The organism is Sphingomonas sp. BLHR8 (assembly GCF_056821725.1).
The window spans coordinates 847,754-869,681 of sequence record NZ_JBPDIM010000001.1 but is presented as its reverse complement, the minus strand read 5'-3'; the positions used below and the strand labels follow the sequence as shown (position 1 = coordinate 869,681).

At 67.6% G+C, this 21,928-nt stretch carries 21 protein-coding genes; 11 read left to right on the top strand and 10 right to left on the bottom strand.

Translation table 11 applies throughout. The features are described 5' to 3' along the window. Nucleotides 1-2 precede the first annotated feature (2 nt). Nucleotides 3-488: a 3-hydroxyacyl-ACP dehydratase FabZ gene (gene fabZ, locus ACRYJK_RS04330; RefSeq protein WP_482666344.1), complete on the top strand. Its 486-nt coding sequence runs from the start codon at nt 3-5 to the stop codon at nt 486-488. A 107-nt stretch (nt 489-595) separates the two neighbouring features. Next, nucleotides 596-826, top strand: a complete 231-nt coding sequence (gene rpmE, locus ACRYJK_RS04325; protein ID WP_482666343.1) for a 50S ribosomal protein L31 — start codon at nt 596-598, stop codon at nt 824-826. 273 nt (nt 827-1,099) lie between these two features. Here the strand turns inward: rpmE and ACRYJK_RS04320 are convergent, their stop codons facing one another. The 5 genes from ACRYJK_RS04320 to ACRYJK_RS04300 are packed head-to-tail and all read right to left on the bottom strand — an operon-like array spanning nt 1,100 to nt 5,833. Further along, complete coding sequence (locus tag ACRYJK_RS04320; protein WP_482666342.1) at nt 1,100-1,471, bottom strand: VOC family protein; 372 nt, start codon at nt 1,469-1,471, stop codon at nt 1,100-1,102. A gap of 24 nt (nt 1,472-1,495) precedes the next feature. Beyond that, nucleotides 1,496-2,602, bottom strand: coding sequence for an S-(hydroxymethyl)glutathione dehydrogenase/class III alcohol dehydrogenase (locus ACRYJK_RS04315; protein WP_482666341.1), 1,107 nt, complete (start codon nt 2,600-2,602; stop codon nt 1,496-1,498). A gap of 16 nt (nt 2,603-2,618) precedes the next feature. Beyond that, a complete protein-coding gene (locus tag ACRYJK_RS04310) occupies nt 2,619-3,254 on the bottom strand; it encodes a glutathione S-transferase family protein (RefSeq protein ID WP_482666340.1) in 636 nt (211 codons plus the stop codon). A 60-nt stretch (nt 3,255-3,314) separates the two neighbouring features. Further along, nucleotides 3,315-5,072 carry a lytic transglycosylase domain-containing protein gene (locus tag ACRYJK_RS04305; protein ID WP_482666339.1) on the bottom strand — a complete coding sequence of 586 codons (1,758 nt, stop codon included), beginning with the start codon at nt 5,070-5,072 and terminating at the stop codon, nt 3,315-3,317. Then, complete coding sequence (locus tag ACRYJK_RS04300; protein ID WP_482666338.1) at nt 5,069-5,833, bottom strand: uracil-DNA glycosylase family protein; 765 nt, start codon at nt 5,831-5,833, stop codon at nt 5,069-5,071. The genes ACRYJK_RS04305 and ACRYJK_RS04300 overlap by 4 nt, the downstream gene beginning before the upstream one ends. Nucleotides 5,834-5,951: 118 nt before the next feature. On the opposite strand from ACRYJK_RS04300, the gene ACRYJK_RS04295 reads away from it, so the two are divergent. Genes ACRYJK_RS04295 through ACRYJK_RS04275 form a run of 5 tightly spaced genes read left to right on the top strand, consistent with a single transcriptional unit; the run spans nt 5,952 to nt 11,271 of the window. Next, nucleotides 5,952-7,619 (top strand): electron transfer flavoprotein-ubiquinone oxidoreductase, encoded by a 1,668-nt coding sequence (locus tag ACRYJK_RS04295; protein WP_482666337.1) that lies wholly within the window; start codon nt 5,952-5,954, stop codon nt 7,617-7,619. Beyond that, the gene (locus ACRYJK_RS04290) at nt 7,594-8,535 is read left to right on the top strand and encodes a 4-(cytidine 5'-diphospho)-2-C-methyl-D-erythritol kinase (RefSeq protein ID WP_482666336.1); all 942 of its coding nucleotides are present in this window, start codon (nt 7,594-7,596) and stop codon (nt 8,533-8,535) included. Before ACRYJK_RS04295 ends, ACRYJK_RS04290 begins: the two co-directional genes overlap by 26 nt. Next, entirely contained in the window at nt 8,532-8,864 is a 333-nt protein-coding gene (locus tag ACRYJK_RS04285) for a hypothetical protein (protein WP_482666335.1), read from the top strand. The genes ACRYJK_RS04290 and ACRYJK_RS04285 overlap by 4 nt, the downstream gene beginning before the upstream one ends. An 11-nt stretch (nt 8,865-8,875) precedes the next feature. Further along, nucleotides 8,876-10,207: an NAD(P)H-hydrate dehydratase gene (locus tag ACRYJK_RS04280; protein ID WP_482666334.1), complete on the top strand. Its 1,332-nt coding sequence runs from the start codon at nt 8,876-8,878 to the stop codon at nt 10,205-10,207. Next, complete coding sequence (locus ACRYJK_RS04275) at nt 10,204-11,271, top strand: class I SAM-dependent RNA methyltransferase (protein WP_482666333.1); 1,068 nt, start codon at nt 10,204-10,206, stop codon at nt 11,269-11,271. The genes ACRYJK_RS04280 and ACRYJK_RS04275 overlap by 4 nt, the downstream gene beginning before the upstream one ends. Here the strand turns inward: ACRYJK_RS04275 and ACRYJK_RS04270 are convergent. Both ACRYJK_RS04270 and recO read right to left on the bottom strand, forming a co-directional pair. Next, complete coding sequence (locus ACRYJK_RS04270; RefSeq protein WP_482666332.1) at nt 11,268-11,696, bottom strand: MAPEG family protein; 429 nt, start codon at nt 11,694-11,696, stop codon at nt 11,268-11,270. The two genes, ACRYJK_RS04275 and ACRYJK_RS04270, sit on opposite strands and share 4 nt — an antisense overlap. A gap of 74 nt (nt 11,697-11,770) precedes the next feature. Continuing rightward, a complete protein-coding gene (gene recO / locus ACRYJK_RS04265; protein ID WP_482667395.1) occupies nt 11,771-12,514 on the bottom strand; it encodes a DNA repair protein RecO in 744 nt (247 codons plus the stop codon). Nucleotides 12,515-12,595: 81 nt separating this feature from the next. Here recO and ACRYJK_RS04260 point away from each other — a divergent pair, with 81 nt between their 5' ends. The 3 genes from ACRYJK_RS04260 to apaG all read left to right on the top strand — a co-directional run bounded on the left by ACRYJK_RS04260 (nt 12,596) and on the right by apaG (nt 15,619). After that, a complete protein-coding gene (locus tag ACRYJK_RS04260; protein WP_482666331.1) occupies nt 12,596-13,786 on the top strand; it encodes a carboxynorspermidine decarboxylase in 1,191 nt (396 codons plus the stop codon). 134 nt (nt 13,787-13,920) lie between these two features. Next, the gene (locus tag ACRYJK_RS04255; protein ID WP_482666330.1) at nt 13,921-15,114 is read left to right on the top strand and encodes a type III PLP-dependent enzyme; all 1,194 of its coding nucleotides are present in this window, start codon (nt 13,921-13,923) and stop codon (nt 15,112-15,114) included. Between the two features lie 106 nt (nt 15,115-15,220). Further along, the gene (gene apaG / locus ACRYJK_RS04250; RefSeq protein ID WP_482667394.1) at nt 15,221-15,619 is read left to right on the top strand and encodes a Co2+/Mg2+ efflux protein ApaG; all 399 of its coding nucleotides are present in this window, start codon (nt 15,221-15,223) and stop codon (nt 15,617-15,619) included. Here apaG and ACRYJK_RS04245 read toward each other — a convergent pair. Continuing rightward, nucleotides 15,616-16,950 (bottom strand): serine hydrolase, encoded by a 1,335-nt coding sequence (locus ACRYJK_RS04245; protein WP_482666329.1) that lies wholly within the window; start codon nt 16,948-16,950, stop codon nt 15,616-15,618. The genes apaG and ACRYJK_RS04245 overlap by 4 nt on opposite strands. Continuing rightward, nucleotides 16,943-18,925: a DNA topoisomerase IV subunit B gene (parE, locus tag ACRYJK_RS04240; RefSeq protein ID WP_482666328.1), complete on the bottom strand. Its 1,983-nt coding sequence runs from the start codon at nt 18,923-18,925 to the stop codon at nt 16,943-16,945. The genes ACRYJK_RS04245 and parE overlap by 8 nt, the downstream gene beginning before the upstream one ends. Before the next feature lie 106 nt (nt 18,926-19,031). Between parE and ACRYJK_RS04235 the strand changes: the two genes are divergently transcribed. After that, complete coding sequence (locus ACRYJK_RS04235) at nt 19,032-21,104, top strand: S9 family peptidase (RefSeq protein ID WP_482666327.1); 2,073 nt, start codon at nt 19,032-19,034, stop codon at nt 21,102-21,104. A gap of 65 nt (nt 21,105-21,169) precedes the next feature. Here the strand turns inward: ACRYJK_RS04235 and ACRYJK_RS04230 are convergent, their stop codons facing one another. Next, a complete protein-coding gene (locus ACRYJK_RS04230) occupies nt 21,170-21,910 on the bottom strand; it encodes a GcrA family cell cycle regulator (RefSeq protein WP_482666326.1) in 741 nt (246 codons plus the stop codon). Between the last annotated feature and the right edge of the window lie 18 nt (nt 21,911-21,928).

Genomic DNA, 21,928 nt, shown 5'->3' with positions numbered 1-21,928 from the left:
CCGTGGATACGGGGGCGGGCGTGCAGACGTCCACCCCCACTGCCGGCGCATGCGATGTCCGCCGGGTGATGGCGTTGCTTCCGCATCGCTATCCGATGCTGCTGGTCGACCGGGTCGAGACGATCGTTCCAAACGAGCGGATCCACGCGATCAAGGCGGTCAGCATCAATGAGCCGTTTTTCGCCGGTCATTTCCCTGGGCGTCCGATTATGCCCGGCGTCCTGATCGTCGAAGCTCTCGCGCAGGCGGCGGGCGTTCTCGCCATCGAAAGCATGGGTCTCGCCGATGCGGGCAAGCTCGTCTATTTCATGACGATCGAGGATGCGAAGTTCCGCAAGCCCGTCGAACCCGGCGTCCTCCTTCATCTCTATGCCGAAATCGTTCAGGCCAAGCGCGCGATCTGCAAGTTCGCGGGCCGCGCGGAGATCGACGGGCAGCTTGCGGCCGAAGCACGCTTCACCGCGATGATCGCCGACCCGCCCGCCTGACGGGGCGGTCGTCGCCGGTGCAGCGCCTTGCCTCTTTCACGCGGGCCCGCTAAGCGCGCGCCAACTTTGGCTGGTCGGAAACCAGCCGACAATCGAGGACGAATATCATGAAGCAGGACCTCCATCCCGACTACCACATGATCAAGGTGCAGCTGACCGACGGCACCGTGTTCGAGACCCGCTCGACCTGGGGCAAGGAAGGCGACACGCTGCAGCTCGACATCGACCCGAGCGCGCACCCGGCCTGGACCGGCGGCAACCAGCGCCTGCTCGACGCCGGCGGTCAGGTGGCGAAGTTCAACAAGCGCTTCGGTGGGCTCAGCCTCAAGAAGGGCTGATCGCCGGACGGTATTTGAAAGGCCGCGCTCCTGTCTGGGGCGCGGCCTTTTTCGTCTTCATGTCGTCGGCGCCTTGACGCGGCGCGCACATCGCAGCGCCGCCTCGGCCTCGATTCGGGTTGGCCGGTTCTCGCTTTGCCGAGCCAGCAGAGAAGCGGGACCCCGGATCACGTCCGGGCTGACGGAGGGGGAGGGCGCCCTCGCAGATGGTCGCGACTTCACCCCTCACCTCCAGGGGAGGGGCTAGGATCGCCTCGCAGCGTCAGCCGACCCTCACATCCGATGCAGCGCGCAGAGTTTGTTGCCGTCGGGATCGCGCAGGTAGGCGAGGTACATGTTCATGCTCTCGCGCACGCCGGGCGGATCTTCGATCGCAGTGCCACCGGCTTCGAGCCCAGCCTTGTGCCAGGCGTCGGCCTGCTCCGGGCTGTCCATCGCAAAGCCGACGGTAGCGCCGTTGGCGTGCGTCGCAGGCTGACCGTCAATCGGTTTGCTGACGAGGAAGGCATTGCCGTTGTGGAGATACATCAGTCGCCCTTTGGGATCGACGAAGCCTTCACGCCCGCCGATCGCCGTGAAGAGGGCGTCGTAGAATTTCTTTGAACGGTCGATGTCGTTCGATCCGACCATCATGTGACTGTACACGGGCTCTCCTCCCTTAGTTGCGGGTCAATATACGACTACGCTGCGAATGCTCTCGCCCGCGTGCATCAGGTCGAAAGCGCGATTGATTTCTTCCAGCGGCATGACGTGCGTGATCATCGGGTCGATCTCGATCTTCCCTTTGAGATACCAGTCGACGATCTTGGGCACGTCGGTGCGACCTTTGGCACCGCCGAATGCCGTGCCGCGCCAGTTGCGACCGGTGACCAGCTGGAACGGACGGGTTGCGATCTCCTTGCCGGCTTCGGCGACGCCGATGATAATACTCGTCCCCCAGCCGCGATGGCAGCATTCGAGCGCCTGGCGCATGACGTCGGTGTTGCCGGTGCAGTCGAAACTGTAATCCGCGCCGCCGTCGAGCAACGCGACGAGATGCGCGACCACGTCGGACACATCGCGCGGGTTGACAAAATCGGTCATGCCAAAGCGGCGACCCCACGCCTCGCGATCGGGGTTGATGTCGACGCCGACGATCCGCTCTGCGCCTACCAGCTTGGCGCCCTGGATGACGTTGAGGCCGATACCGCCGAGCCCGAACACCACGACATTGGCACCGGGTTCGACCTTGGCGGTGTTGACGACGGCGCCGACCCCGGTCGTCACGCCGCAGCCAATGTAACAGGCCTTGTCGAACGGCGCGGCGGGGTCGATCTTTGCCACCGCGATTTCGGGCAGCACGGTGAAGTTCGAGAAGGTCGAGCAGCCCATATAATGGTGCAGCATCTCCCCCTTATAAGAAAAGCGACTGGTGCCGTCGGGCATGACGCCAAGCCCTTGCGTCCCGCGAATGGCGGTGCAGAGATTGGTCTTGCCCGACAGGCAGGATTTACACTGGCGACATTCAGGCGTGTAGAGCGGGATGACATGGTCGCCCGGCACGACACTGGTCACGCCCGCGCCAACCTCGCGCACTACGCCGGCGCCTTCGTGGCCGAGAATGACGGGGAAGCGGCCCTCGCTGTCGAGCCCGTCGAGCGTGTAGCTGTCGGTATGGCAAATGCCCGTCGCCATGATTTCGACCAGCACTTCGCCTGCGCGCGGTCCCTCTAGGTCGACCTCCACGATCTCCAACGGCTGTTTCGGCGCGAAGGCGACCGCGGCGCGCGTTTTCATGCGTTTTCTTCTCCGTTCAGAGCGACAGCGATGGCCGATCGGACAGCCCTTCGCGCCAGCCGCGAATCCCCGGATGGCTCTCGACCGGCTTCACGCCAACCACCCTCGCAAAGTCAACCGCCACCACTGCGGCGATATCCGCGACCGTGAAGCGATCGGTCGCGACGAAGCGACGATGCGCCAGATGCCGGTCGAAGCGATCGAGGAAGTGCGACAGGCGGGCACGCCCGCGCGCCGCCAGTTCCGGTATCTGCGAATAATCCTCGGGGCCGGGCAGAGCGCGATCCCTCATCGCCGCGGCACTGTTCCGCATCGCTTCGGCGATGGCCGCGAAACATTCGAACTCGACGCGATGCGTCCAGCTGGCCACCTCCGCCTTTTCGATCGGCGTGGTTCCCAGCAGCGGTGGGTCGGGACAGGCCGCCTCTGCCCACGCGGCGATGCCCGCGTTGTCGGTCAACGTCGTGCCATCGTCGAGGACCAGCGCGGGCACGGTCAACGCCGGGTTGATTGCGGCATAGGCGCCGGCGCGCTGTTCGCCCGCGGCGAGATCGACGACGATCGTCTGGTGCGGAATCTGTTTCTCGGCGAGCACAATACGCGCCCGGCGAGGACTGGGCGCGCGCGGATAGTCGTAGAAGGTGATGGCCATACCGCTCCCCGGACGTAGGCACGCAACGTCCGGGGGTGAGCGGCTCAAGTCAAGCGCGTGTCAGTCCGAACCGCTGGCGATGGCCGTGCCGCGTCGGCCGGCCAGACGCGTCGGCGCCGTCGGCACCCGCGCCCAGCGCCCGGACGCGAGTTCGGTCCGGCTGGTGCCGGGAACACCCATCGCCGATTCATAGACCCACAGGTTGCGCAGGACGATGCCGACATAGGCGCGCGTTTCCCAGTAGGGGAGCGATTCGATCCACAGCAACGGATCGCCGCCATCGCGCACCTCGGCATTCCAGCGCGTGACCGGGGTCGGCCCGGCGTTGTAGGCGGCGATCACCTTGGGCAGCAGGCCGCCGGTGAAGCTGCTGTCGCGCAGCTGCTCGATATAGCCTTGGCCGTAGGACAGGTTCGTCGCCGGATCGGTGAGCGCGTCGCGCCCGGACGCGCGACCCATATGGGACGCTGCGATCGGTTTCACCTGCATCAGACCGACGGCACCCGCCGGGCTGACCACTCCGCTGCGAAAGCTCGATTCCTGAAGCGTGTGCGCCATCGCGAGGGCAGGGCTGATCCGCCATCCCTCCGCCGGGGCGATGTTCAGCGACGGGAAGCGCGCGGCGAGCGGCTGACGCATGCCGGACGGCGCGTTGTGGGCGAGGAAATACTGCGTTTCTGCAAGACCGAGCTGTGCCGCGACGCGGATCAGTGCAGCGTGGTCGGAGGGTGCCCCGATGCGCGCCTGATGCCGCAGGGTCTCATCGGCGAGCTGCTGTTGTCCCGCAGCGGCCATCGCCCGCGCCGCACGGACGTTGGGAAGCGCTGCGACGCGCGCGTCCGCCGCCGCGTCGCTCCCCAGCGACACGGGCGCCCGCGGCAGCGCGAGCGCCTCCGCAGCGAGCTGGCCGTAAAAGGTTTCCTCGTTCGCGGCGGCACGGCGCATCGCGCTCTGCGCCTCCTGCGGACGGCCTGCCGCCACTGACGCCCGCGCCAGCCAGTAGCTCCCTTGCGCCATCAATTCGGGATCGCTTGCCCGCGCGCTCACCGTGCGAAACGCGGTTGCCGCGGCGTCGTAGTCGCGCTGACGCCAAGCGGCGAGCCCTTCGGCCCAGCTCGCCTGCACCGCCCATTCACCCATGCCGGTCTGCGCCAGCGCCGCCATCCGGCGCGCGTTAAAGTCGTCGTTCTCGATATAATAGGACCAGGCGATGCGCGCGCGCCATTCGGTCAGCGCCTCCATCGACGCGCCGCCCGCGGACATCAGCATCGCTTCCGCACCGGCCGGATTGTCGGCGCTGATTTGCGCCTGCATCTGCGATTTCAGGGGATCGAGGATCGCATCGCTGATCGGCCGCGGATTGCCGCGTCGCGGGGTCGACCCCGCCCAGGCGAGTCGGTTGGCCGAGGCGATGCTGACATCGGTGACGCCACGCGAGCGAGCGAGATTGGCAAGCTGTTGCGCTTGCGGCAGGTCGGGCGACTGGCTGAGAAGGGTGCGCAGGGCATCGCCCTCCACCCGCGGCGAGCCGGCCGCAAGGTACAGCTCCGCGAGCGCGAAGTTGGCGAGCGAGCGATCCTGCATCGCCACGATCTCGGCCCGTGCATCGGTCCACCGTCCCGAGCGGATGTGCGCGATGGCCGAGTCGAAGCTGCCGCTGGCGCGATAGGTCGGCACGATTTCGGCAGCCGTCGGCGGCGGGACCATCACGTCGTTGTCGGTCGATCGCGTGTCGCTCGCGTGCGCGACGCCGGGGGTGCCGAACAGAAGCGCGAGCGCCATCGCGCGAACAGGACGAAGCGAAGCAAGCATGCTCATGACCGGATACTCTCTCGCACCGTTTTCAGTACATCCCACGCCCGTCGCTTCAGCATCGGCTGGCTGAGCAGCACGCGGGGATGATGAATGACGAACGGCGCCATTTTGACGCCGGGATGGTTAAAGTCACGTTGCGCGATGTCCACTCCCAGCGGCGCGCCGGTGACAAGCTCGCACGCCTGCTGGCCGAGCAACAGCAGCGCGCGGGGGCGGGCAATCGTGACGTGGCGTGCGGCGAGGTCGACCAGTTCGCGCGACTGGCGTGGATCGAGGCGACCGGCCGGCGGCCTTGTCGTGGCCAGCGAGGCGAGGCGAATGTTTGCGCGATCAAGGCCGATCGCCCGCATCATCGCGTCGAACAAGGTACCCTGATCTCCACTGAGGAGCGAGCCGTGGTCGACATCCGCCTCCTCGGGCACGTCGCTCAGGACCATCAGGGGCGCATCCGCCGGGCCGGCGGGAGGGACTCGGCGACCGTCATGCCCGCCCGCGACGACCGCAGTGGCGAGCCAGGCATCGAAGCTGTCGAGATCGCCCGGCGCGGCCTCCGTCACGGGGGCGGCGGCGGGCTGGGCCGCGGCGGGGGGCGGCAGGGGGGCGCTCGGCGTCCGCATCGGCGTCGCCGGGAGAGGGACCGCGCGCCAGTCGAACGGCGCATCGCTGACGGCATCGACCGCGCCCGCATCGCGCCACCAGCGCAGGTAGCTGTCGATCAGCGCACGCGCGGCGGCGTCGGGAGCGGGGGCGAGTTGCGTGGTCATCCGGCGTTTCATACGAAAACGCCGGTTGACGTAACCGTCAATGAACGGGCACTGCCAGCACGACCAGATGGTGCGCGCGCGCGGTCAAAGCCGCGTCGGACGGAAAAGAGATGCGAGCATGAGCGAACGCGAGTCGATGCCATATGACGTCGTGATTGTCGGCGCGGGTCCCGCCGGGCTTTGCGCCGCGATCCGGCTCAAGCAGGTCGCCGAAGCGTCGGGCAGCGACATCAGCGTCTGCATCCTCGAAAAGGGTTCGGAGGTCGGCGCCCACATTCTGTCCGGTGCGGTGATCGATCCGCGCGCGCTGGACGAACTGCTGCCTGACTGGCGCGACGAGGGGTGTCCGCTCGCCGAGGTTCCGGTGACCGAAAATCACCACTGGATCCTCACCGAAAACAAGCAGTTCGAATTTCCGCACCTGCTGCTGCCAAGTTTCATGAACAATGCCGGCACCTACACCGGCAGCCTCGCGAACCTGTGTCGCTGGCTGGGTGAGCGTGCGGAAGCGCTGGGGGTCGAGATCTTCCCCGGCTTTGCTGCCGCAGAGGTGCTCTACGACGAAGCCGGCGCGGTGCGCGGGGTCGCGACCGGTGACATGGGCATCCGGCGCGACGGCAGTCACGGCCCCGACTATACGCGCGGGCTGGAGCTCCACGCGAAATACACGCTGTTTGCAGAGGGCGCGCGCGGACAGCTCACCAAGATCGTCAAGCGCACCTTTGAGTTGGAACGGGACAGCGATCCCCAGATCTACGGATTGGGCGTCAAGGAAATCTGGGAGATCCCGGCGGAGAAGCATTCGCCCGGTCGCGTCATTCACACGCAAGGCTGGCCGCTGAACGGCGACAGCTGGGCCAATGGCGGCGGGTTCCTCTACCATCAGGCCGATAATCAGGTGGCGCTCGGGTTCGTGACGTGGCTCGGCTATCGTAACCCGCACGTATCGCCGTTTCAGGAGATGCAGCGCTGGAAGAAGCATCCAGCGATTCGCGCCATCCTCGAGGGGGGTCGCCGCCTCAGCTACGGCGCGCGCGCGATTACCGATGGCGGTTTCCAGTCGGTGCCCAAGCTGGTGTTCCCGGGCGGTGCACTGATCGGGTGCAGCGCCGGCTTCCTCAACGTGCCGCGCATCAAGGGCACGCATACGGCGATGAAGTCCGGCATGATGGCAGCCGAGGCTGTCGCCGGCGCGCTCGCGGCGGGCCGCAGCGGCGACGAACTCGACGCCTACACCGAGGCCTATGAGGCGAGCTGGGTCCGTGAGGAACTGCGCCGCGTCCGCAACACCGTGCCGCTCGTCAAGAAATTCGGCGACACGGCCGGGACCATGCTTTCGGGCGTGACCATGTGGGCCGAACATCTCGGGCTCAAGATGCCGTTCACGATGCATCACAAGCCGGACCATGTCGGCATGTTTCGGTCCGACGTCGCGCCGCGCATCGCCTATCCGAAACCGGACGGAGTGCTCACATTCGACCGGCTGTCCTCGGTCTTCATTTCGAATACCAATCATGAGGAGGATCAGCCGCCGCACCTCCAGGTCTGCGACATGGAGCTCCAGAAGACGAGCGAACTTGGCGAATATGGCGGGCCTTCGCAGCTCTATTGCCCGGCGGGCGTGTATGAGTGGGTCGGCAGCGAAGATAATCCCGACGACGCGCGCTACGTGATCAACGCGCAGAATTGCGTTCACTGCAAGACTTGCGACATCAAGGACCCCAATCAGAACATCAATTGGGTGGCGCCGCAGGGTGGGGGTGGGCCCAATTACCCGAATATGTAAGGTCGCGCGGGCGAAGCTGAACCTCGCGCTGCACGTCCGGGGGCGGCGTGCCGATGGCTATCACGATCTCGACTCCGTGTTCGTCCACACGGTCGACGGCGACGAAATGTGGGTCGAGCCGGCGGAGGACATCAGTCTCACCGTCACCGGGCCCGAAGCGTCAGCCGTGCCGACCGGTGAAGCCAACCTCGTCATGCGGGCAGCGCGTGCGGTGCACGACGCGTTTGACCGTGACGCGCCGCGCCGGGTCGAGCATCTCGAAGCCGATTTCAAGCAGCGGCAACTCCACAGTTCGCGACGGTGGGAACCTATGTACGGCGCGTCGCGCGGGGCTGCCATCACGCTCGTCAAGAATTTACCGGCCGCGAGCGGGATCGGCGGGGGTTCGGCCGACGCCGCGGCGGCCATCGACCTCCTCGTAGCCTTGTGGGAGCTCCCCGACGATTACGAGATCATGCATCGCATCGCCGCCGGACTGGGCGCCGACGTGCCTGCCTGTCTCGACCCCTTCCCCAAGCATGTGAAGGGTCGCGGCGAGAACTTTGCCCAGCTTTACGATCCTGCGCTGCGCCACTGGCCAGTGCTGCTGGTCAATCCGCGGGTCGAGCTTCCCACCGGAGACGTGTTCGCCCTGTGGGACGGGCGCGACCGCGGCCCGCTCGAAACCGTGCCGCAGTGGACGAACATGGCGGACGCACGCAACGACCTGACCTTCGCGGCGATCCAGCTCGCGCCGGTGATTGCCGAGGTGCGTTCGATGCTGGCGTCGTGCGAAGGCGCGCGGCTGGTGCGCATGTCCGGTTCCGGTGCGACCTGCTTCGCCATCTTCGGCAGCGCCGCGGAGCGCGATGCAGCGTCGCTTCGCCTGCGGGACCAGCGGCCCGACTGGTGGCAACTCGCGACGCGGCTGGCGTGAGGGGGCTCGTGCTGCTCCTGGTCGGCGCTCAGACCCTCACGGCCTGTTCGTCCCGCGACGCGGAGGCAGGCGAGCCTATCGCGTGCGCCACGCGCGGGGGTGCGTTCGCTGCGCGATGCACGCTCGAAACGGTCGTCGATCGTGGCGACATGCTGCTCATCGTCGGCAGCCCGGAGCTGGGCTATCGCCGGTTGCGGCGGGTCGACGACGGGCGCGGCGTCGTCAGCGCGGACGGAGCGCATGAGGCTCACGTCTTCCTGCGCAGCGACGGAATGGCCGAGGTCACCGTCGCGGACGACTGCTATCTTCTGCCGGCACGGCGGCCATGATCGCGGGGGGGATGCCGATCCTGACAGCAGCAGAAATGCGCGCGCTTGAGGCGGGAGCGGTCGAAGCTGGCGGAAACTATGCCGACCTGATGGATAAGGCTGGCGCCGCGGTCGCGTGGCTTGCCGCCCGGCTCGCGGCTGGACGACCGATCGTTGTCGTGGCGGGCCCCGGCAACAATGGCGGCGACGGCTATGTCGCGGCACGCCATTTGCGCGAGGTGGGGGGGCAGGTGCGCGTCGTCGCTTTGGCGCCGCCCGTCAGCGATCTCGCCCAACTCAACGCTCGCCGCTGGCGGAACGTCGACGACCACGTCGCAGGCGATGCGTCGCACAATGCCATCGTCGTCGATGCGGCCTTCGGGACGGGGCTGACACGGCCGCTCGACTCCGCGACGCAGTCGGCGCTTGCTCGCATCACGGCCCGGGCCTCGCGCGTGCTGGCGGTCGACCTGCCGAGCGGCGTCAATGCCGACACTGGAGAAGCGGAAGGCGCGGTCCGGGCAGACGTGACGCTCGCACTCGGCGGCCTGAAGCCCGCCCACATGCTCCAGCCGGCGGCGTCGATCTGCGGCATCGTGAAGGTGGCGGATATCGGCCTTCGCGCCGACAGCCAGCTTCGCGTGGCGCATAGCATCGAAGATCGCGAACCCGCTGCGAACGCGCACAAATATAGTCGCGGGCTGGTCGTCGTCGTGGCAGGAGCGATGCCCGGTGCCGCCGAACTGGCGGCGAGAGCAGCGCTCCGCGGCGGCGCCGGATATGTGCGCCTGCTCGGCTCCGGCCTGCCGCCGGCGCCCCCCTATGCCATCGTTCGAGCTACGAAGTTCTCGCCCGAAGTGCTGGCGGATGAACGCATCGGCGCGATCGTCATCGGACCCGGCCTCGGCTCCGGCGATGTTGCGACCGCGCGTCTGGCGGCGGTCGAAGCATCGGGCCTGACAGTAGTTGCCGACGCGGACGCCGTGGCGTGGGCGGCTGCGCAGCCCAGGCGTGCCGCCATCCTCACGCCGCATGCCGGGGAGTTCGCCAACGCCTTCCCCGACCTCGCCGATCTCGACAAAGTCACTGCGGCGCGGGCGGCGGCGGAGCGGAGCGATGCGGTCGTGATTTACAAGGGCGCGGACACGGTCATCGCGGCGCCTGACGGTCGCGCGGCAATCGCGTCGCAGGGCTGTGGCTGGTTGGCAACCGCGGGGACCGGCGACGTCCTGGCGGGCCTGTGCGGAGCCGCTCTTGCCGCTGGGTTGCCCCCGTTCGAAGCCGCGCAGGCCGCCGTCCTGCGGCACCATCGCCTCGCGCGCCAGGCTGGCGCGCACCTTATCGCCGACGACCTCGTGCGATGAGCCAGCCGCCGCCATGCCCGCACTTTCCCCAATGCGGTGGATGCCAGCTCCAGCAGCTCGACGATGCGGAATATGCGGCTTGGATCGCGGAGCGCGTGGGAGGCGCGCTGGCGGGGCAGGGGCTCTCGGCGCCCCTGCGTGAGCCCCATCTTTCGCCACCGTTCGCTCGCCGCCGCGCAGCGCTGAAGGCCGTCAGCACGGCCGCAGGGGTCCAGATCGGTTTCACCCAGGCGCGGACGCATCACGTGGTCGACATGCACACGTGCCTCGTCCTGACGCCGCGATTGTTCGGCATGGTCGCGCCGCTGCGTTCGCTGCTGGGCAGGATGCCCAAGTGGCGCGGGCTGGCGGCAATCCATCTCACCGAAGCCGAGCAGGGTGTCGACCTGCTGCTGCGCGGCATCGACGCCGACCGATACGACGTGCAGTCGGCGCTCGTCGAATTCGCCGCCGCGCACCGCCTTGCCCGGCTGGCTGTCGACACGCGGTCGGGCCCGGAGGACTTGTGGGTGCCTGACCCCGCGACGGTGCGTCTGGGTGCCGTCTCCGTGCCCCTCCCGCACGCCGCCTTTCTGCAAGCGACCACGGACGGCGAAGCGGAGCTGGTCACGCGGGTGGGGGAGGCGCTCAGCGCATCGACGAGGGTTGCGGACCTGTTCGCCGGCCTCGGCACGTTCGCGCTGCAATTGGGGTCTCGCGTGAAGCTGGCCGTCGAAAGCGATCCCGCTGCGACCGCTGCGCTGGACGCGGCGGCCCGCCGGCTGTCGCAGCCGTTCGCGGTCGAGCGCCGCGATCTTTACCGGCGCCCGCTCACCGCGCGCGAGCTTGTGAAATTCGACGCGGTCGTGCTCGATCCGCCGCGCGCCGGCGCGCAAGTTCAGGTCGAGGATCTGGCGATGTCTACGGTCGCGCGGGTCGCTTATGTAAGCTGCGATCCGGTCAGCTTCGCGCGCGATGCCGCGCGGCTCGTCGCGGGCGGCTTTGCACTCGACTGGGTCCAGCCCATTGGCCAGTTCCGCTGGTCGCGACACATCGAACTGGCCGGGAGCTTCACCCGCGCCTAGGCCACCGCCGCTCGCAGCGCCATCACGGTTAGGGCGATCAGGCAGAGCGTCGATAGCGTGAACAGCAGCAGCCGAACGGGAATGCGATTGACCGCGATCTGCCAGACCGAGTGCGCCATCCGCAGCAGCGTATAACCCCACGCCAGTGTCACCGCGGTCGGACTCGCCGCGCCGAGCAGCGCGAGCATGGCGACGACCGCGTAGAACAGCGTCGGTTGCTCGAGCAGGTGGGTGTAATTGTGCGAAGGCCAGACGGCGGACTTCGGCAACACCTGATCGAGATCGCCGCCCCGACCGCCGGGGTGTGCGCCCACGTCGACCCCTGCGGCCTTGAACGCGCCGAAACGTTTGATGCTGAGGTAGAGGAGCACCAGCAGCGTCCACGCGATCAGCACTACCGCGGGCGCCAGCAACGCGCGCGTCATGTCATTGTCCATCTAGCCGTCCCCCACCGGCGCCACTCGCGCCCTCGACTCGCGACGCTAGCGGATCGCGACCGTCAGGCAAGCGGGGCATTCGCTCGCTGGAGCCGTTCGATCAGACGTTCGCGCACCGCCATGACCGCGTCGCGCCGGCCCTCGAACACACGGGATGCGATGAAAAAGCCGGTCGTGTTGAGCGCGTCCAGTCCTTCCGCGACGTCGCCCGCCGCACCCCCCGCCTGCAGGAAGCGGGGAAGGGGGAGCAGGCGGTGCTCATGCCCGCGCGCCGCCGATGCACTCACCGCCGCCGCACGCGCCGGGCTGACCCAGGCGAGGTCCTGCTCCGCGTCTGTCGCGACGCAGCGGTCGAGCGAAAGGCCGAACCCCAGCGACGAGAGCAGCGCCAGCTCGTAGCGCGCGAGGGCGCCAACCCAACCGCGCACTGCGGGTGCGAGCGCGATGACATCGAGCACCGCGTCCAGGGCGGTGGCGATCGCCGGGTAGGCCTGCCCCTCCGGCAGGGCCGCGGCGGTGAGCGTCGTTACCCAGTCGATCGCTGCCGCCAGCGACGGCTCTTCATGCAGCGGCGCGCGGCTGGTCACGAGTTCCGCCGTGAGCGTCGCCAGTTGTGTCGGCGTGCGCGATCGGAGCGATGCCGCGACTCGATTCCCCGGCTGGAGGATCGGCCGCAACCGTCGCGAATGACCGCCGCGGACGTAGCCGCCGACGAGCCCCGCCTCCCGAGTCATCAGCCGCACGATCGCGCCATGTTCGCCGTGCGCGCGGACCGCGCAGACCGTCGCGATCGTGTCGAGCTGCATCGCCAATGTAGCTGGCACTCGCGCGGCTCGTCGTCCAGCGCTATGCGGGCGCCTTCGACCGATCGGCAGGAGCAGTTCACGATGGAAACCCGCGCGGGCGACCCCGGCGCTTTCGCGCGCTTCGATCTCGACCGCGTGCGTTCCCCGGCCTTTGTCGTGGACGCCGCGAAGGTGCGCGCCAATCTGGCCGTACTCGCCGACATTGGCGAGCGGTCCGGCGCCAAAGTGCTGGCCGCACTTAAGGCGTTTTCGATGTGGTCGCTGGGGCCGACCGTCGCGGCGGCGTTGGATGGCGTGTGCGCGTCGGGACTCTGGGAAGCGCGGCTGGCGCACGACCATTATCGCCGGCCGGACGGATCGGGTGAGATCACCACCTATTGCGCAGCTTACACTGCCGACGATCTTCCTGAAATTTGCGCACTGTCGCATCATGTTATCTTCAACTCTCCCTTTCAGATCAGGCGCTTCGATAGTCTTCTCGACAGACTGCGTCAGGAGGGGGCGGAGTTCGAGGTCGGTCTGCGCATCAACCCGCTGCACAGCGAAGGGGAGGTCGCGCGCTACGACCCGGCCGCGCCCTGCAGCCGGCTCGGCTTCCCGGTCGACCAGTTGCAGGCAGAGCATCTGGTCGGCGTCGACGGCATCCATATCCACAGCCTGTGCGAGCAGGACTTCCCGCCGCTCGCGCGCACCTGGACCGCGGTCGCGCCTGCGCTCGCGCCACATTTCGAACGGCTGAAGTGGCTCAACCTCGGTGGCGGCCATCATGTCACGCGCGCGGACTATCAGCGGGACGACCTCATTGCCTTTCTCGCCGATCTGCGGCGGGAGACGGGGCTCCAGCCCTATATCGAACCAGGTGAGGCGGTTGCGCTCGACGCCGGGATTCTCGTCGGCACGGTGCTCGACCGTTTCGAGAATGGCGTGCCGATCGGCATCACCGACATCAGTGCCACCTGCCACATGCCCGACGTGCTGGAAGCGCCTTACCGCCCGGGCATGCTGTTCGAACGACCAGCGGGGGAGGCGGCCCTGCGGCTGGGCGGCCCGTCATGCCTTGCGGGCGACGTCATCGGCGACTTCCGCCTGCCCGGCGGTGGCGAGATCGGTGAGCGTTTCGCCTTCCTCGACCAGGCGCATTATTCGATGGTGAAGACGACCACCTTTAACGGCGTGCCGCTGCCCGACATCTGGCTGTGGGACAGCGACAGCGACGATCTGCGCCTCATTCGCAGGTTTGACTATGCGGATTTCGCGACGCGGCTGAGCTGATCGACTGAGCAGGGGTATTTCCTGCTTTACAGGGGAGACCCCCGTTCATATATGCGCCCCCGCTGCCCCATGGGGACTCCCAATAACCGCAAGGCAGCCTTGTCCTTGAATAACCGTCTTGGGGGTCTCTTGAGTTGCACGAGCATCATAGCGCACGGGGTCTGATCGCCCACGCTTCGCCGGTCGGTCCGGTGACGTTGCTGCGGCCGCACGCCGCGCGACGGGCAGCCCGTTTCTTCGTCGCACGCTTTCCCGGGAAAGTGCTTTACGCGGTCAAGGCGAACCCTTCGCCCGACTTGCTGCGCATTCTGTGGGATTCGGGCGTGACGCATTATGACGTCGCCTCGATCGCGGAGGTGCGTCTGGTGGCGCGTACGCTGCCCGAAGCGACGCTATGTTTCATGCACCCGGTCAAGGCCGAGGAGGCGATCGCCGAAGCGTACAACAAGCACGGCGTGCGCACCTTCTCGCTCGACACGATGGAAGAGCTCGAAAAGATCGTGCGCGCCACGGACGGCGCCGACGATCTGAACCTGCTCGTGCGTATCCGTGTATCCTCGGACCACAGCAAGCTCAGCCTTGCTGCGAAATTCGGCGCGCATCCCGATGAAATGGCGGAGCTTTTGATGGCTGCCCGTCAGGCGTCGGACGCGCTCGGTATCTGCTTTCACGTCGGTAGCCAGGCGATGAGTCCGCATGCCTATGCCGCGGCGCTCGAACGCGTGCGCGCGGCGATCGTGGCGGCGGCGGTCACGGTCGACATTGTCGATGTCGGCGGCGGCTTCCCGTCCGCCTACCCGGGCATGGAGCCTCCGCCGCTCGAGGCGTTCTTCGACGTCATCCATCGCGGCTTCGAGAGCCTGCCGATCAGCTACTCGGCGGAGCTGTGGTGCGAACCGGGTCGCGCCCTGTCTGCGGAGTATAGCTCGCTGATCGTGCGCGTGGAGAAGCGGCGCGGCGACGAACTTTACATCAACGACGGCGCCTATGGGGCGCTGTTCGACGCCGCGCATATCGGCTGGCGTTTTCCGGTAAAGCTGCTGCGCGACAGCGACGCGGCGGGGGAGACGGCGTTCAGCTTCTACGGCCCAACCTGCGACGACCTCGACCATATGGCGGGGCCGTTTCTGTTGCCCGATGACGTCCGTGCGGGCGATCATCTCGAGATCGGGATGCTCGGCGCTTACGGCTGCGCGATGCGCACGGCGTTCAACGGCTTTGGGTCGGATGAGGTCGCCGTGGTCAGCGACGAACCGATGGTCAGCCTCTACACCGGCGAGCAGCCGCAGGTGGAGCGTCGCACGGCGACGGTGACCAAGCTCTACTGACGCAGCGAGGTGGCAGAGACGGGTGGGCAGGAGGTAGACCCCCGCCCGCCCGTTTTTGGCATCGACTTTGGCCTGCTCATCTGCGAATCCCCGCGTCATGGACGCGATGGCCGCATTCTTTCCCTTCAGCGCTGAAACCGCGGGCATCATGGTGCGCGTTTCGGTGTCCTTCATTCACGAAGCATCCGACGAGCATGCCCGGCGCTGGATGTGGAGCTATCACATTCGGATCGAGAACCAGCGAACCGAGGCCGTGCAGTTGCTCGATCGCCGCTGGGAGATCCGGGACGCCAATGGCGCGACCAATGTGGTGGAGGGGCCGGGCGTCGTTGGTGAACAGCCGATCATCGAACCGGGCGAGCGTTACGACTATGTCTCAGGGTGCCCGCTTGCCACCCCCACCGGGCAGATGGTGGGCCATTACCGCATGCGCTGCGCTGACGGGCGCGAGCTGATCGTCGCGATCCCCGTTTTCCCGCTGACCGCCCCGGTGGCGCGGGCCTAGCGCGCGGAAGAGCGCGCCAGCTCGGTCCGCAGCAACTCGGTCGTCCGGCTCGAAAGCTGCGCGAAGGCCGCGTTGTCCACCGCGCGCGCGGTATCGTTCCAGTGCATCGAAACAACGCCCCAGCGTCCGGCCGCGTCCTGCGCGAGGACGTTGGTGGAGATGACGCCGGTTTCCGACCCGCCCTTGAACCCGACATAGCGCCAGCCGGTCGGGCTGGTTTCTGCGACCGTCGGGCTGATACCGAGGATCGCGCGCGATTGCGTTGACCCGCGCGTCGCGAACCAGCCGAGCAGCCTCGCCATGCTGTCGGGCGAAGCGAACCATTCGGTGCGATCAATGTCGCCGGGGCGCTCACCAGCAAGCGCGTCCATGCTCACCCGATCGACGGCAAAGCTGCCCGACGGTGCGCCCGACAGAACCGCCCGGCGTTCTTCCGCGGTACGCGCTGCGAGCCAGCGATCGCGAAGCGGCCCGCGGCTTTTCAGCACGCCGGCTTCGACCGTGGTGAGGAAGGGCGTCGCGTTGGGGCCGGAACTGCCACCGCGCGCCGCGGCGAAGCGCTCGATCCGGTCGCGGCCCAGCGTGCGGATGAGCACGTCGGTTGCGGTATTGTCGCTGATGCTGATCATCATCGCGGCGAGCGTGTGCAGGGTCAGCGGCGAACCGACCGGCCAGGTTTGAAGCCGGCCGCTGGGAAAGCTGTGCGCATCAAGCGCAACGACGTCGCTCCACCGCCGCCGTCCGGCCGCGATCTCTGCATCGAGCGTTCCGAGCACCGCCAGCTTGAAGGCCGACCCGACCGCGAGGGGTGCGTCGCTGTTAGCTCCCGCCAGCCTCTGCGGTGTGCCGTCGGCGCCGATCCGATACGCCCCCCAGGCGACCGACCCGTGCAGCGCCGCCAGTTCCTGGCCGAGCCGCGCCATCGTGTCGTCGGCGACGTTGAACGAGCGCAGCAGGAGCCCCGCGATTTTCCCATCGGCGGCCAAGGCGATGTCGCCGGTGCCGGTTCCACGTTCGAAACGGATGGTGACGATGCCGGCGGTGGGGCCACTCGGCGCGACCGATGCGGAGAGGGGCTGGCCATATTGCGCGACCAACTGGCCAGTCAGCGCGCGCAACTGGTCGGCCGGCACCGCTTGCAGGAAGGAGGGGGCGAACACCGTTTCCGGGGCGGCCTCGTCCTTCAGCCAAGGCACCAGCCGCGCTGCCGCGGCGTCGAGCGCGTCCGACGCCACCGTCGCGCTCGGTGCAGCGGGCTCGTCTGGCCCGGTCTGCGCCATCGCGGGAGGGGCGAGTGCGAGCGCCGTCGCCACCAAAAGAAAGCTACGCATCGATCACCTCCTCATCGACACTGGCCGCATTGGCCTGGATGAACTGGAAACGATGTTCCGGGTTGCGGCCCATCAGCCGTTCGACCAGATCCCTGACGCTGGCGCGCTCCTCATACTCTTGCGGAAGGGTGACGCGCAGCAGCGATCGCGTTCCCGGCGCCATCGTCGTTTCCTTGAGCTGCGCGGGCATCATCTCGCCGAGCCCCTTGAAGCGCGACACCTCGACGCGCTTTCCGGCGAACATGCTCGCCTCCAGCTCTGCGCGGTGCGCGTCGTCGCGCGCGTAGGCATGACGCCCCCCCGCGCTCAGCCGATACAGCGGTGGTTGCGCGAGGTAGAGGTGCCCGCGCTTCACGATGTCGGGCATCTCCTGGAAGAAGAAGGTCATCAGCAGCGTCGCGATATGCGCGCCATCGACGTCGGCGTCGGTCATGATGACGATGCGTTCATAGCGCAGCCGGTCGGGATCGCAGTCCTTGCGCATCCCGCATCCCAGCGCGAGCGCCAGGTCGGCGATTTCGCTGTTGGCGCGGATCTTGTCGGCGCTGGCAGAGGCGACGTTGAGGATCTTGCCGCGGATCGGCAGGATCGCCTGTGTCTTGCGATCGCGCGCCTGTTTTGCGCTGCCGCCAGCGCTGTCGCCTTCGACGATGAACAGTTCGGTCCCCTCCGGCCCGTCGCTGGCACAATCGGTGAGCTTGCCGGGGAGGCGCAGCTTTCGCGCGCTGGTCGCGGTCTTGCGCTTCACCTCGCGTTCCGCCTTGCGCTTAAGTCGCTCGTCCATGCGGTCGAGCACGAGCCCAAGCAGTGCACGCCCGCGCTCCATGTCGGTCGACAGGAAATGGTCGAAATGGTCGCGCACCGCATTCTCGACCAGCCGTGCCGCTTCGGGGGAGGTGAGGCGGTCCTTGGTCTGGCTTTGGAACTGCGGGTCTCGGATGAATAGCGACAGCATGGATTCGCAGCCGGTGAACACGTCGTCTGCCGTCAGCTGCGCCCCGCGCTTGTTGTTCACCAGCTCGGCAAAACCGCGCAACCCCTTCGTGATCGCGGCACGCAGGCCGGTTTCGTGGGTGCCGCCGTCCGGCGTCGGGATCGTGTTGCAATACCAGCTGTAGCTACCGTCGGACCACAACGGCCAGGCGATCGCCCATTCGACGCGTCCCGCGCCGTCGGGGAATGCCTGCGAGCCCGCGAAGGGTTTGGCGGTCGCGCATTCGCGCGTGCCGATCTGCTCGTTGAGGTGATCGAGCAGGCCACCCGGAAACTGGAACACGGCCTCGGCGGGCGTGTCGTCGCCGATCAGTTCGGGCGCGCAGCGCCAGCGGATCTCGACCCCCGCGAACAGATAGGCCTTCGACCGCGCGAGCCGATAGAGCCGCTGCGGCTTGAAGTGCGCGGTCTCGCCAAAGATTTCCGCGTCCGGGACGAAGCTCACCACGGTGCCGCGGCGGTTGGGCGTCGGGCCAAGGCTCTCGATCGGACCCAGTGCGTGACCGCGCGAGAAACGCTGGCGGTAGAGCTGCTTACCGCGCGCGACCTCGACCGCTGTGTCGGTCGACAGCGCATTGACGACGCTGACGCCGACGCCGTGCAGCCCCCCCGAGGTGGCGTAGGCCTTACCCTCGAACTTGCCGCCCGAATGGAGCGTGGTGAGGATCACTTCGAGCGCGGACTTGCCCGGGAATTTGGGGTGCGGGTCGATCGGGATGCCGCGGCCGTTGTCACTGATCGTCAGCCGATTGCCGGGCTCGAGCGTCACCTCGATGCGGGTCGCGTGGCCCGCCACCGCTTCGTCCATCGCATTGTCGAGCACCTCGGCGGCGAGATGGTGAAGCGCGCGCTCGTCGGTGCCGCCGATATACATGCCGGGGCGGCGCCGCACCGGCTCCAGCCCCTCGAGCACTTCGATCGTGCTGGCGTCGTAACTCGCAGCGGAGGAGGGGGCGGAAGCATCGAACAGGCTGTCGGACATATTCGCTCTGCGTAGCGGCGCCGACCGAGCGCGCCAAGCGGTTGACGCAAGCCTGCTTGGCGATAGGTTCGACGTTACGGCTTGGGGAAGCCAGAGGGAGATCATCATGCGAAATCTATTGGTCGCCGGCGTCGCCATGGGCGCGCTGGCGCTTGGCGCGTGCGCGACGACGGGCGAGCCCGCCGCAACCGCATCGACTGCCGCGCCGACGCGCGCTGCTGCGATCGACGTTCCGCTGATCCCGCGCGAGGCGTTGTTCGGCAACCCGGTCCGCACCGCTGGACAGCTCAGCCCGGACGGGCGCTGGGTGGCGTGGATGGCACCGGTGAATGGCGTGCGCAACGTGTTCGTCGCGCCCGCCAGCAACCCGGGTGCCGCACGGCAGGTGACCAGTTCAACCTCCCGTCCGATCCCGCAATTTTTCTTCTCGCCTGACAGTTCGCAGATCATCTTCCTGCAGGACCGTGGCGGGGACGAGAATTTCCTCCTCTACGCCGCCCCCGTCGCCGGCGGGGCGGAGCGCACGCTGACCCCCTTCCAGAACACGCGCGTTCGGGTCGTCGGCACGTCGAACACCAACCGCAACGAGGTTCTGGTCGGGCTGAACAATCGCGACCCGCGCTGGCATGACGTCTATCGCCTGAATCTTCAGACCGGCCAACTGACTCAGGTCATGAACGGCGACGGGTGGGGCGGTTTCCTCGCCGACGACAGCCTGACGGTTCGCATGGGCGCCAAGCCTAACGCTCAGGGCGGGCTTGACTGGTTCCGCATCACCAACGGCCGCGCGGAGGAGCGTCCCTTTCTATCGACCGATCTGGAGGACGCGGGCACGGGGCCGGCCGGATACACCTTCGACGGTCGCACGCTCTACTGGACCGACACGCGCGGGCGCGACACGGCGGCGCTCTATGCCGAGGACACGGCGACCGGTCAGCGGCGGTTGATCGGCGAAAGCCCGCGTGCGGACATTGCCGGCACGCTCACCAACCCGCGCACTGGCGAAGTGCAGGGCTATGCCGAATATTATCTGCGCAACCAGTGGAACATCTCGGACCCGCAGGTGAAGCGCGACTATGATTTTCTGAAGCAGCGCTTCGGCGATGCGGACGTATCGATCACCAGCCGTACGGACGACGATTCGCGCTGGCTGGTTTCGGTCGATCCCGTGTTCGAGACGGGCAAGGTCTATCTGTTCGATCGCGGTTCGCGGCAGGTCACCGAATTTTACACGCCACGGCCGGTGCTCGCCGGCGCGCCGCTGGTGCCAATGCACCCGGTCGAAATTCGCTCACGCGACGGGCTCACCTTGCCGAGCTACCTGACGCTTCCGGCGCACGCCGACCGCAACCGCGACGGCCGTGCGGAAGCTCCGGTGCCGATGGTGCTGCTTGTTCATGGTGGCCCGTGGGCGCGCGACGGTTACGGCTATAACACGCAGCACCAGTGGCTCGCCAACCGCGGCTATGCGGTGCTGTCGGTCAATTATCGCTCGTCGACAGGCTTCGGGAAACGCTTCGGCAATGCAGGCAACATGCAATGGGGCCTAGCCATGCATGACGACCTCATCGACGCAGTCAACTGGGCGGTGCGTTCGGGCGTCACCAGCCCCGACAAGGTCGCGATCATGGGGGGCAGCTACGGCGGATATGCGACGCTCGCCGGGCTCGCCTTCACGCCGACGACGTTTGCGTGCGGCGTCGACATCGTCGGTCCGTCCAACCTGCAAACGCTGCTGTCGACCATCCCGCCCTATTGGGAGGCGGGTCGCCGGCGGATGTATCGGCAGATGGGCGACCCGACGACGGCGGAAGGCCGCGCCATTCTCGACCGTGCATCGCCGCTCAACCGCGCGAACGAGATCGTGCGCCCGCTCCTGATCGGGCAAGGCGCCAACGACCCACGGGTCAAGCAGGCGGAAAGCGACCAGATTGTCCAGTCGCTGCAGGGGCGATCGGTGCCGGTCACCTACGTCCTCTTCCCCGATGAAGGCCACGGCTTCGCTCGCCCGCAGAACAACATCGCCTTCCAGGCGGTGGCGGAGAACTTCCTGGCGGGTTGTCTTGGTGGCCGGGCCGAACCGATCGGCAACGCGCTCGCGCCGTCGACCGCGCAAGTGGTGACCGGTGCGCAGCATGTGCCCGGCCTTGCCGAAGCGGTCGCACGCCGGGGTAGCTGAAGCTCAATGGGGCGCGTCCACCAGCGACGCGCCCCATCAATATTCTCGCTGAATGAACGAGGAGCTTATCGCACCCGCGGGCCGCCGAAGGGCGGCGGCGGGGGGCGACGCGTGCCGCGCGGCAGCTGTGCCTGGAACGCGCGTCCGCAATGGTCGACGCAATAGGGATAGCCGGGATTCACCGCCTCGCCACAGAAGTGGAAATCGGGCTCGCCGGGGTGACCCATTGGCCAGCGGCAGATGCGATCGTTGAGGTCGAGGAGGCTGGTCTTGTCAGCGATCTCCGGCGCCGGCTTTGCGGGCACGCGTCGGCGTGGCGGCGCCGGCGGAATCGGTGCCTGCTGGTCGCCCGGACCCTGCCGGATGAAACCGCCCGGACCGATCGACACGAGCTTCGGCTCGTTGCTCGCCGGCGCTGCGCCTGGGATAGGCTGCGACGGAACCTCAGACGGCTCGCTTGGCGCCGCGGGCGGGGGAGGGGGTGGCGGGGGCGCGGCCGGGGACGGGGCAGGCCTGGGCGTCGACGCCGCAGTAGCACGCGGCTTGGGCGCTGCCGGCGTCCTCGGCGGCGCGGCAGGCTCGGCCGCTGGGGCCGCTTGCGGCGGCGTCGGTGGCGTCACGGACGCAGCCGCACTGTCGTCGTTCGACTTCACCGGCGACGGGCGCGATTTGAGGCCGAGCCGGTGTGCCTTGCCGATCACGGCGTTGCGGGTGACCGCGCCGAGCGTCTCGGCGATCTGGCTGGCCGTCAGGCCCTCCTCCCACAGCCGCTTGAGGGTGGCGATACGTTCGTCGGTCCAGGACATCGGGTTCAGCCAATCACT

Excerpts from the sequence above, each read along its gene's own strand:
- ACRYJK_RS04235 (WP_482666327.1), top strand. The coding sequence starts at position 19,032 with ATGCGAAATCTATTGGTCGCCGGCGTCGCCATGGGCGCGCTGGCGCTT.
- ACRYJK_RS04305 (WP_482666339.1), bottom strand. The coding sequence starts at position 5,072 with ATGAGCATGCTTGCTTCGCTTCGTCCTGTTCGCGCGATGGCGCTCGCG.
- ACRYJK_RS04270 (WP_482666332.1), bottom strand. The coding sequence starts at position 11,696 with ATGACGCGCGCGTTGCTGGCGCCCGCGGTAGTGCTGATCGCGTGGACG.
- ACRYJK_RS04260 (WP_482666331.1), top strand. The coding sequence starts at position 12,596 with ATGGAAACCCGCGCGGGCGACCCCGGCGCTTTCGCGCGCTTCGATCTC.
- ACRYJK_RS04295 (WP_482666337.1), top strand. The coding sequence starts at position 5,952 with ATGAGCGAACGCGAGTCGATGCCATATGACGTCGTGATTGTCGGCGCG.
- ACRYJK_RS04300 (WP_482666338.1), bottom strand. The coding sequence starts at position 5,833 with ATGACCACGCAACTCGCCCCCGCTCCCGACGCCGCCGCGCGTGCGCTG.
- parE (WP_482666328.1), bottom strand. The coding sequence starts at position 18,925 with ATGTCCGACAGCCTGTTCGATGCTTCCGCCCCCTCCTCCGCTGCGAGT.
- ACRYJK_RS04230 (WP_482666326.1), bottom strand. The coding sequence starts at position 21,910 with ATGTCCTGGACCGACGAACGTATCGCCACCCTCAAGCGGCTGTGGGAG.
- apaG (WP_482667394.1), top strand. The coding sequence starts at position 15,221 with ATGGCCGCATTCTTTCCCTTCAGCGCTGAAACCGCGGGCATCATGGTG.
- rpmE (WP_482666343.1), top strand. The coding sequence starts at position 596 with ATGAAGCAGGACCTCCATCCCGACTACCACATGATCAAGGTGCAGCTG.
- ACRYJK_RS04275 (WP_482666333.1), top strand. The coding sequence starts at position 10,204 with ATGAGCCAGCCGCCGCCATGCCCGCACTTTCCCCAATGCGGTGGATGC.
- recO (WP_482667395.1), bottom strand. The coding sequence starts at position 12,514 with ATGCAGCTCGACACGATCGCGACGGTCTGCGCGGTCCGCGCGCACGGC.
- ACRYJK_RS04280 (WP_482666334.1), top strand. The coding sequence starts at position 8,876 with ATGCCGATCCTGACAGCAGCAGAAATGCGCGCGCTTGAGGCGGGAGCG.
- ACRYJK_RS04245 (WP_482666329.1), bottom strand. The coding sequence starts at position 16,950 with ATGCGTAGCTTTCTTTTGGTGGCGACGGCGCTCGCACTCGCCCCTCCC.
- ACRYJK_RS04310 (WP_482666340.1), bottom strand. The coding sequence starts at position 3,254 with ATGGCCATCACCTTCTACGACTATCCGCGCGCGCCCAGTCCTCGCCGG.
- ACRYJK_RS04315 (WP_482666341.1), bottom strand. The coding sequence starts at position 2,602 with ATGAAAACGCGCGCCGCGGTCGCCTTCGCGCCGAAACAGCCGTTGGAG.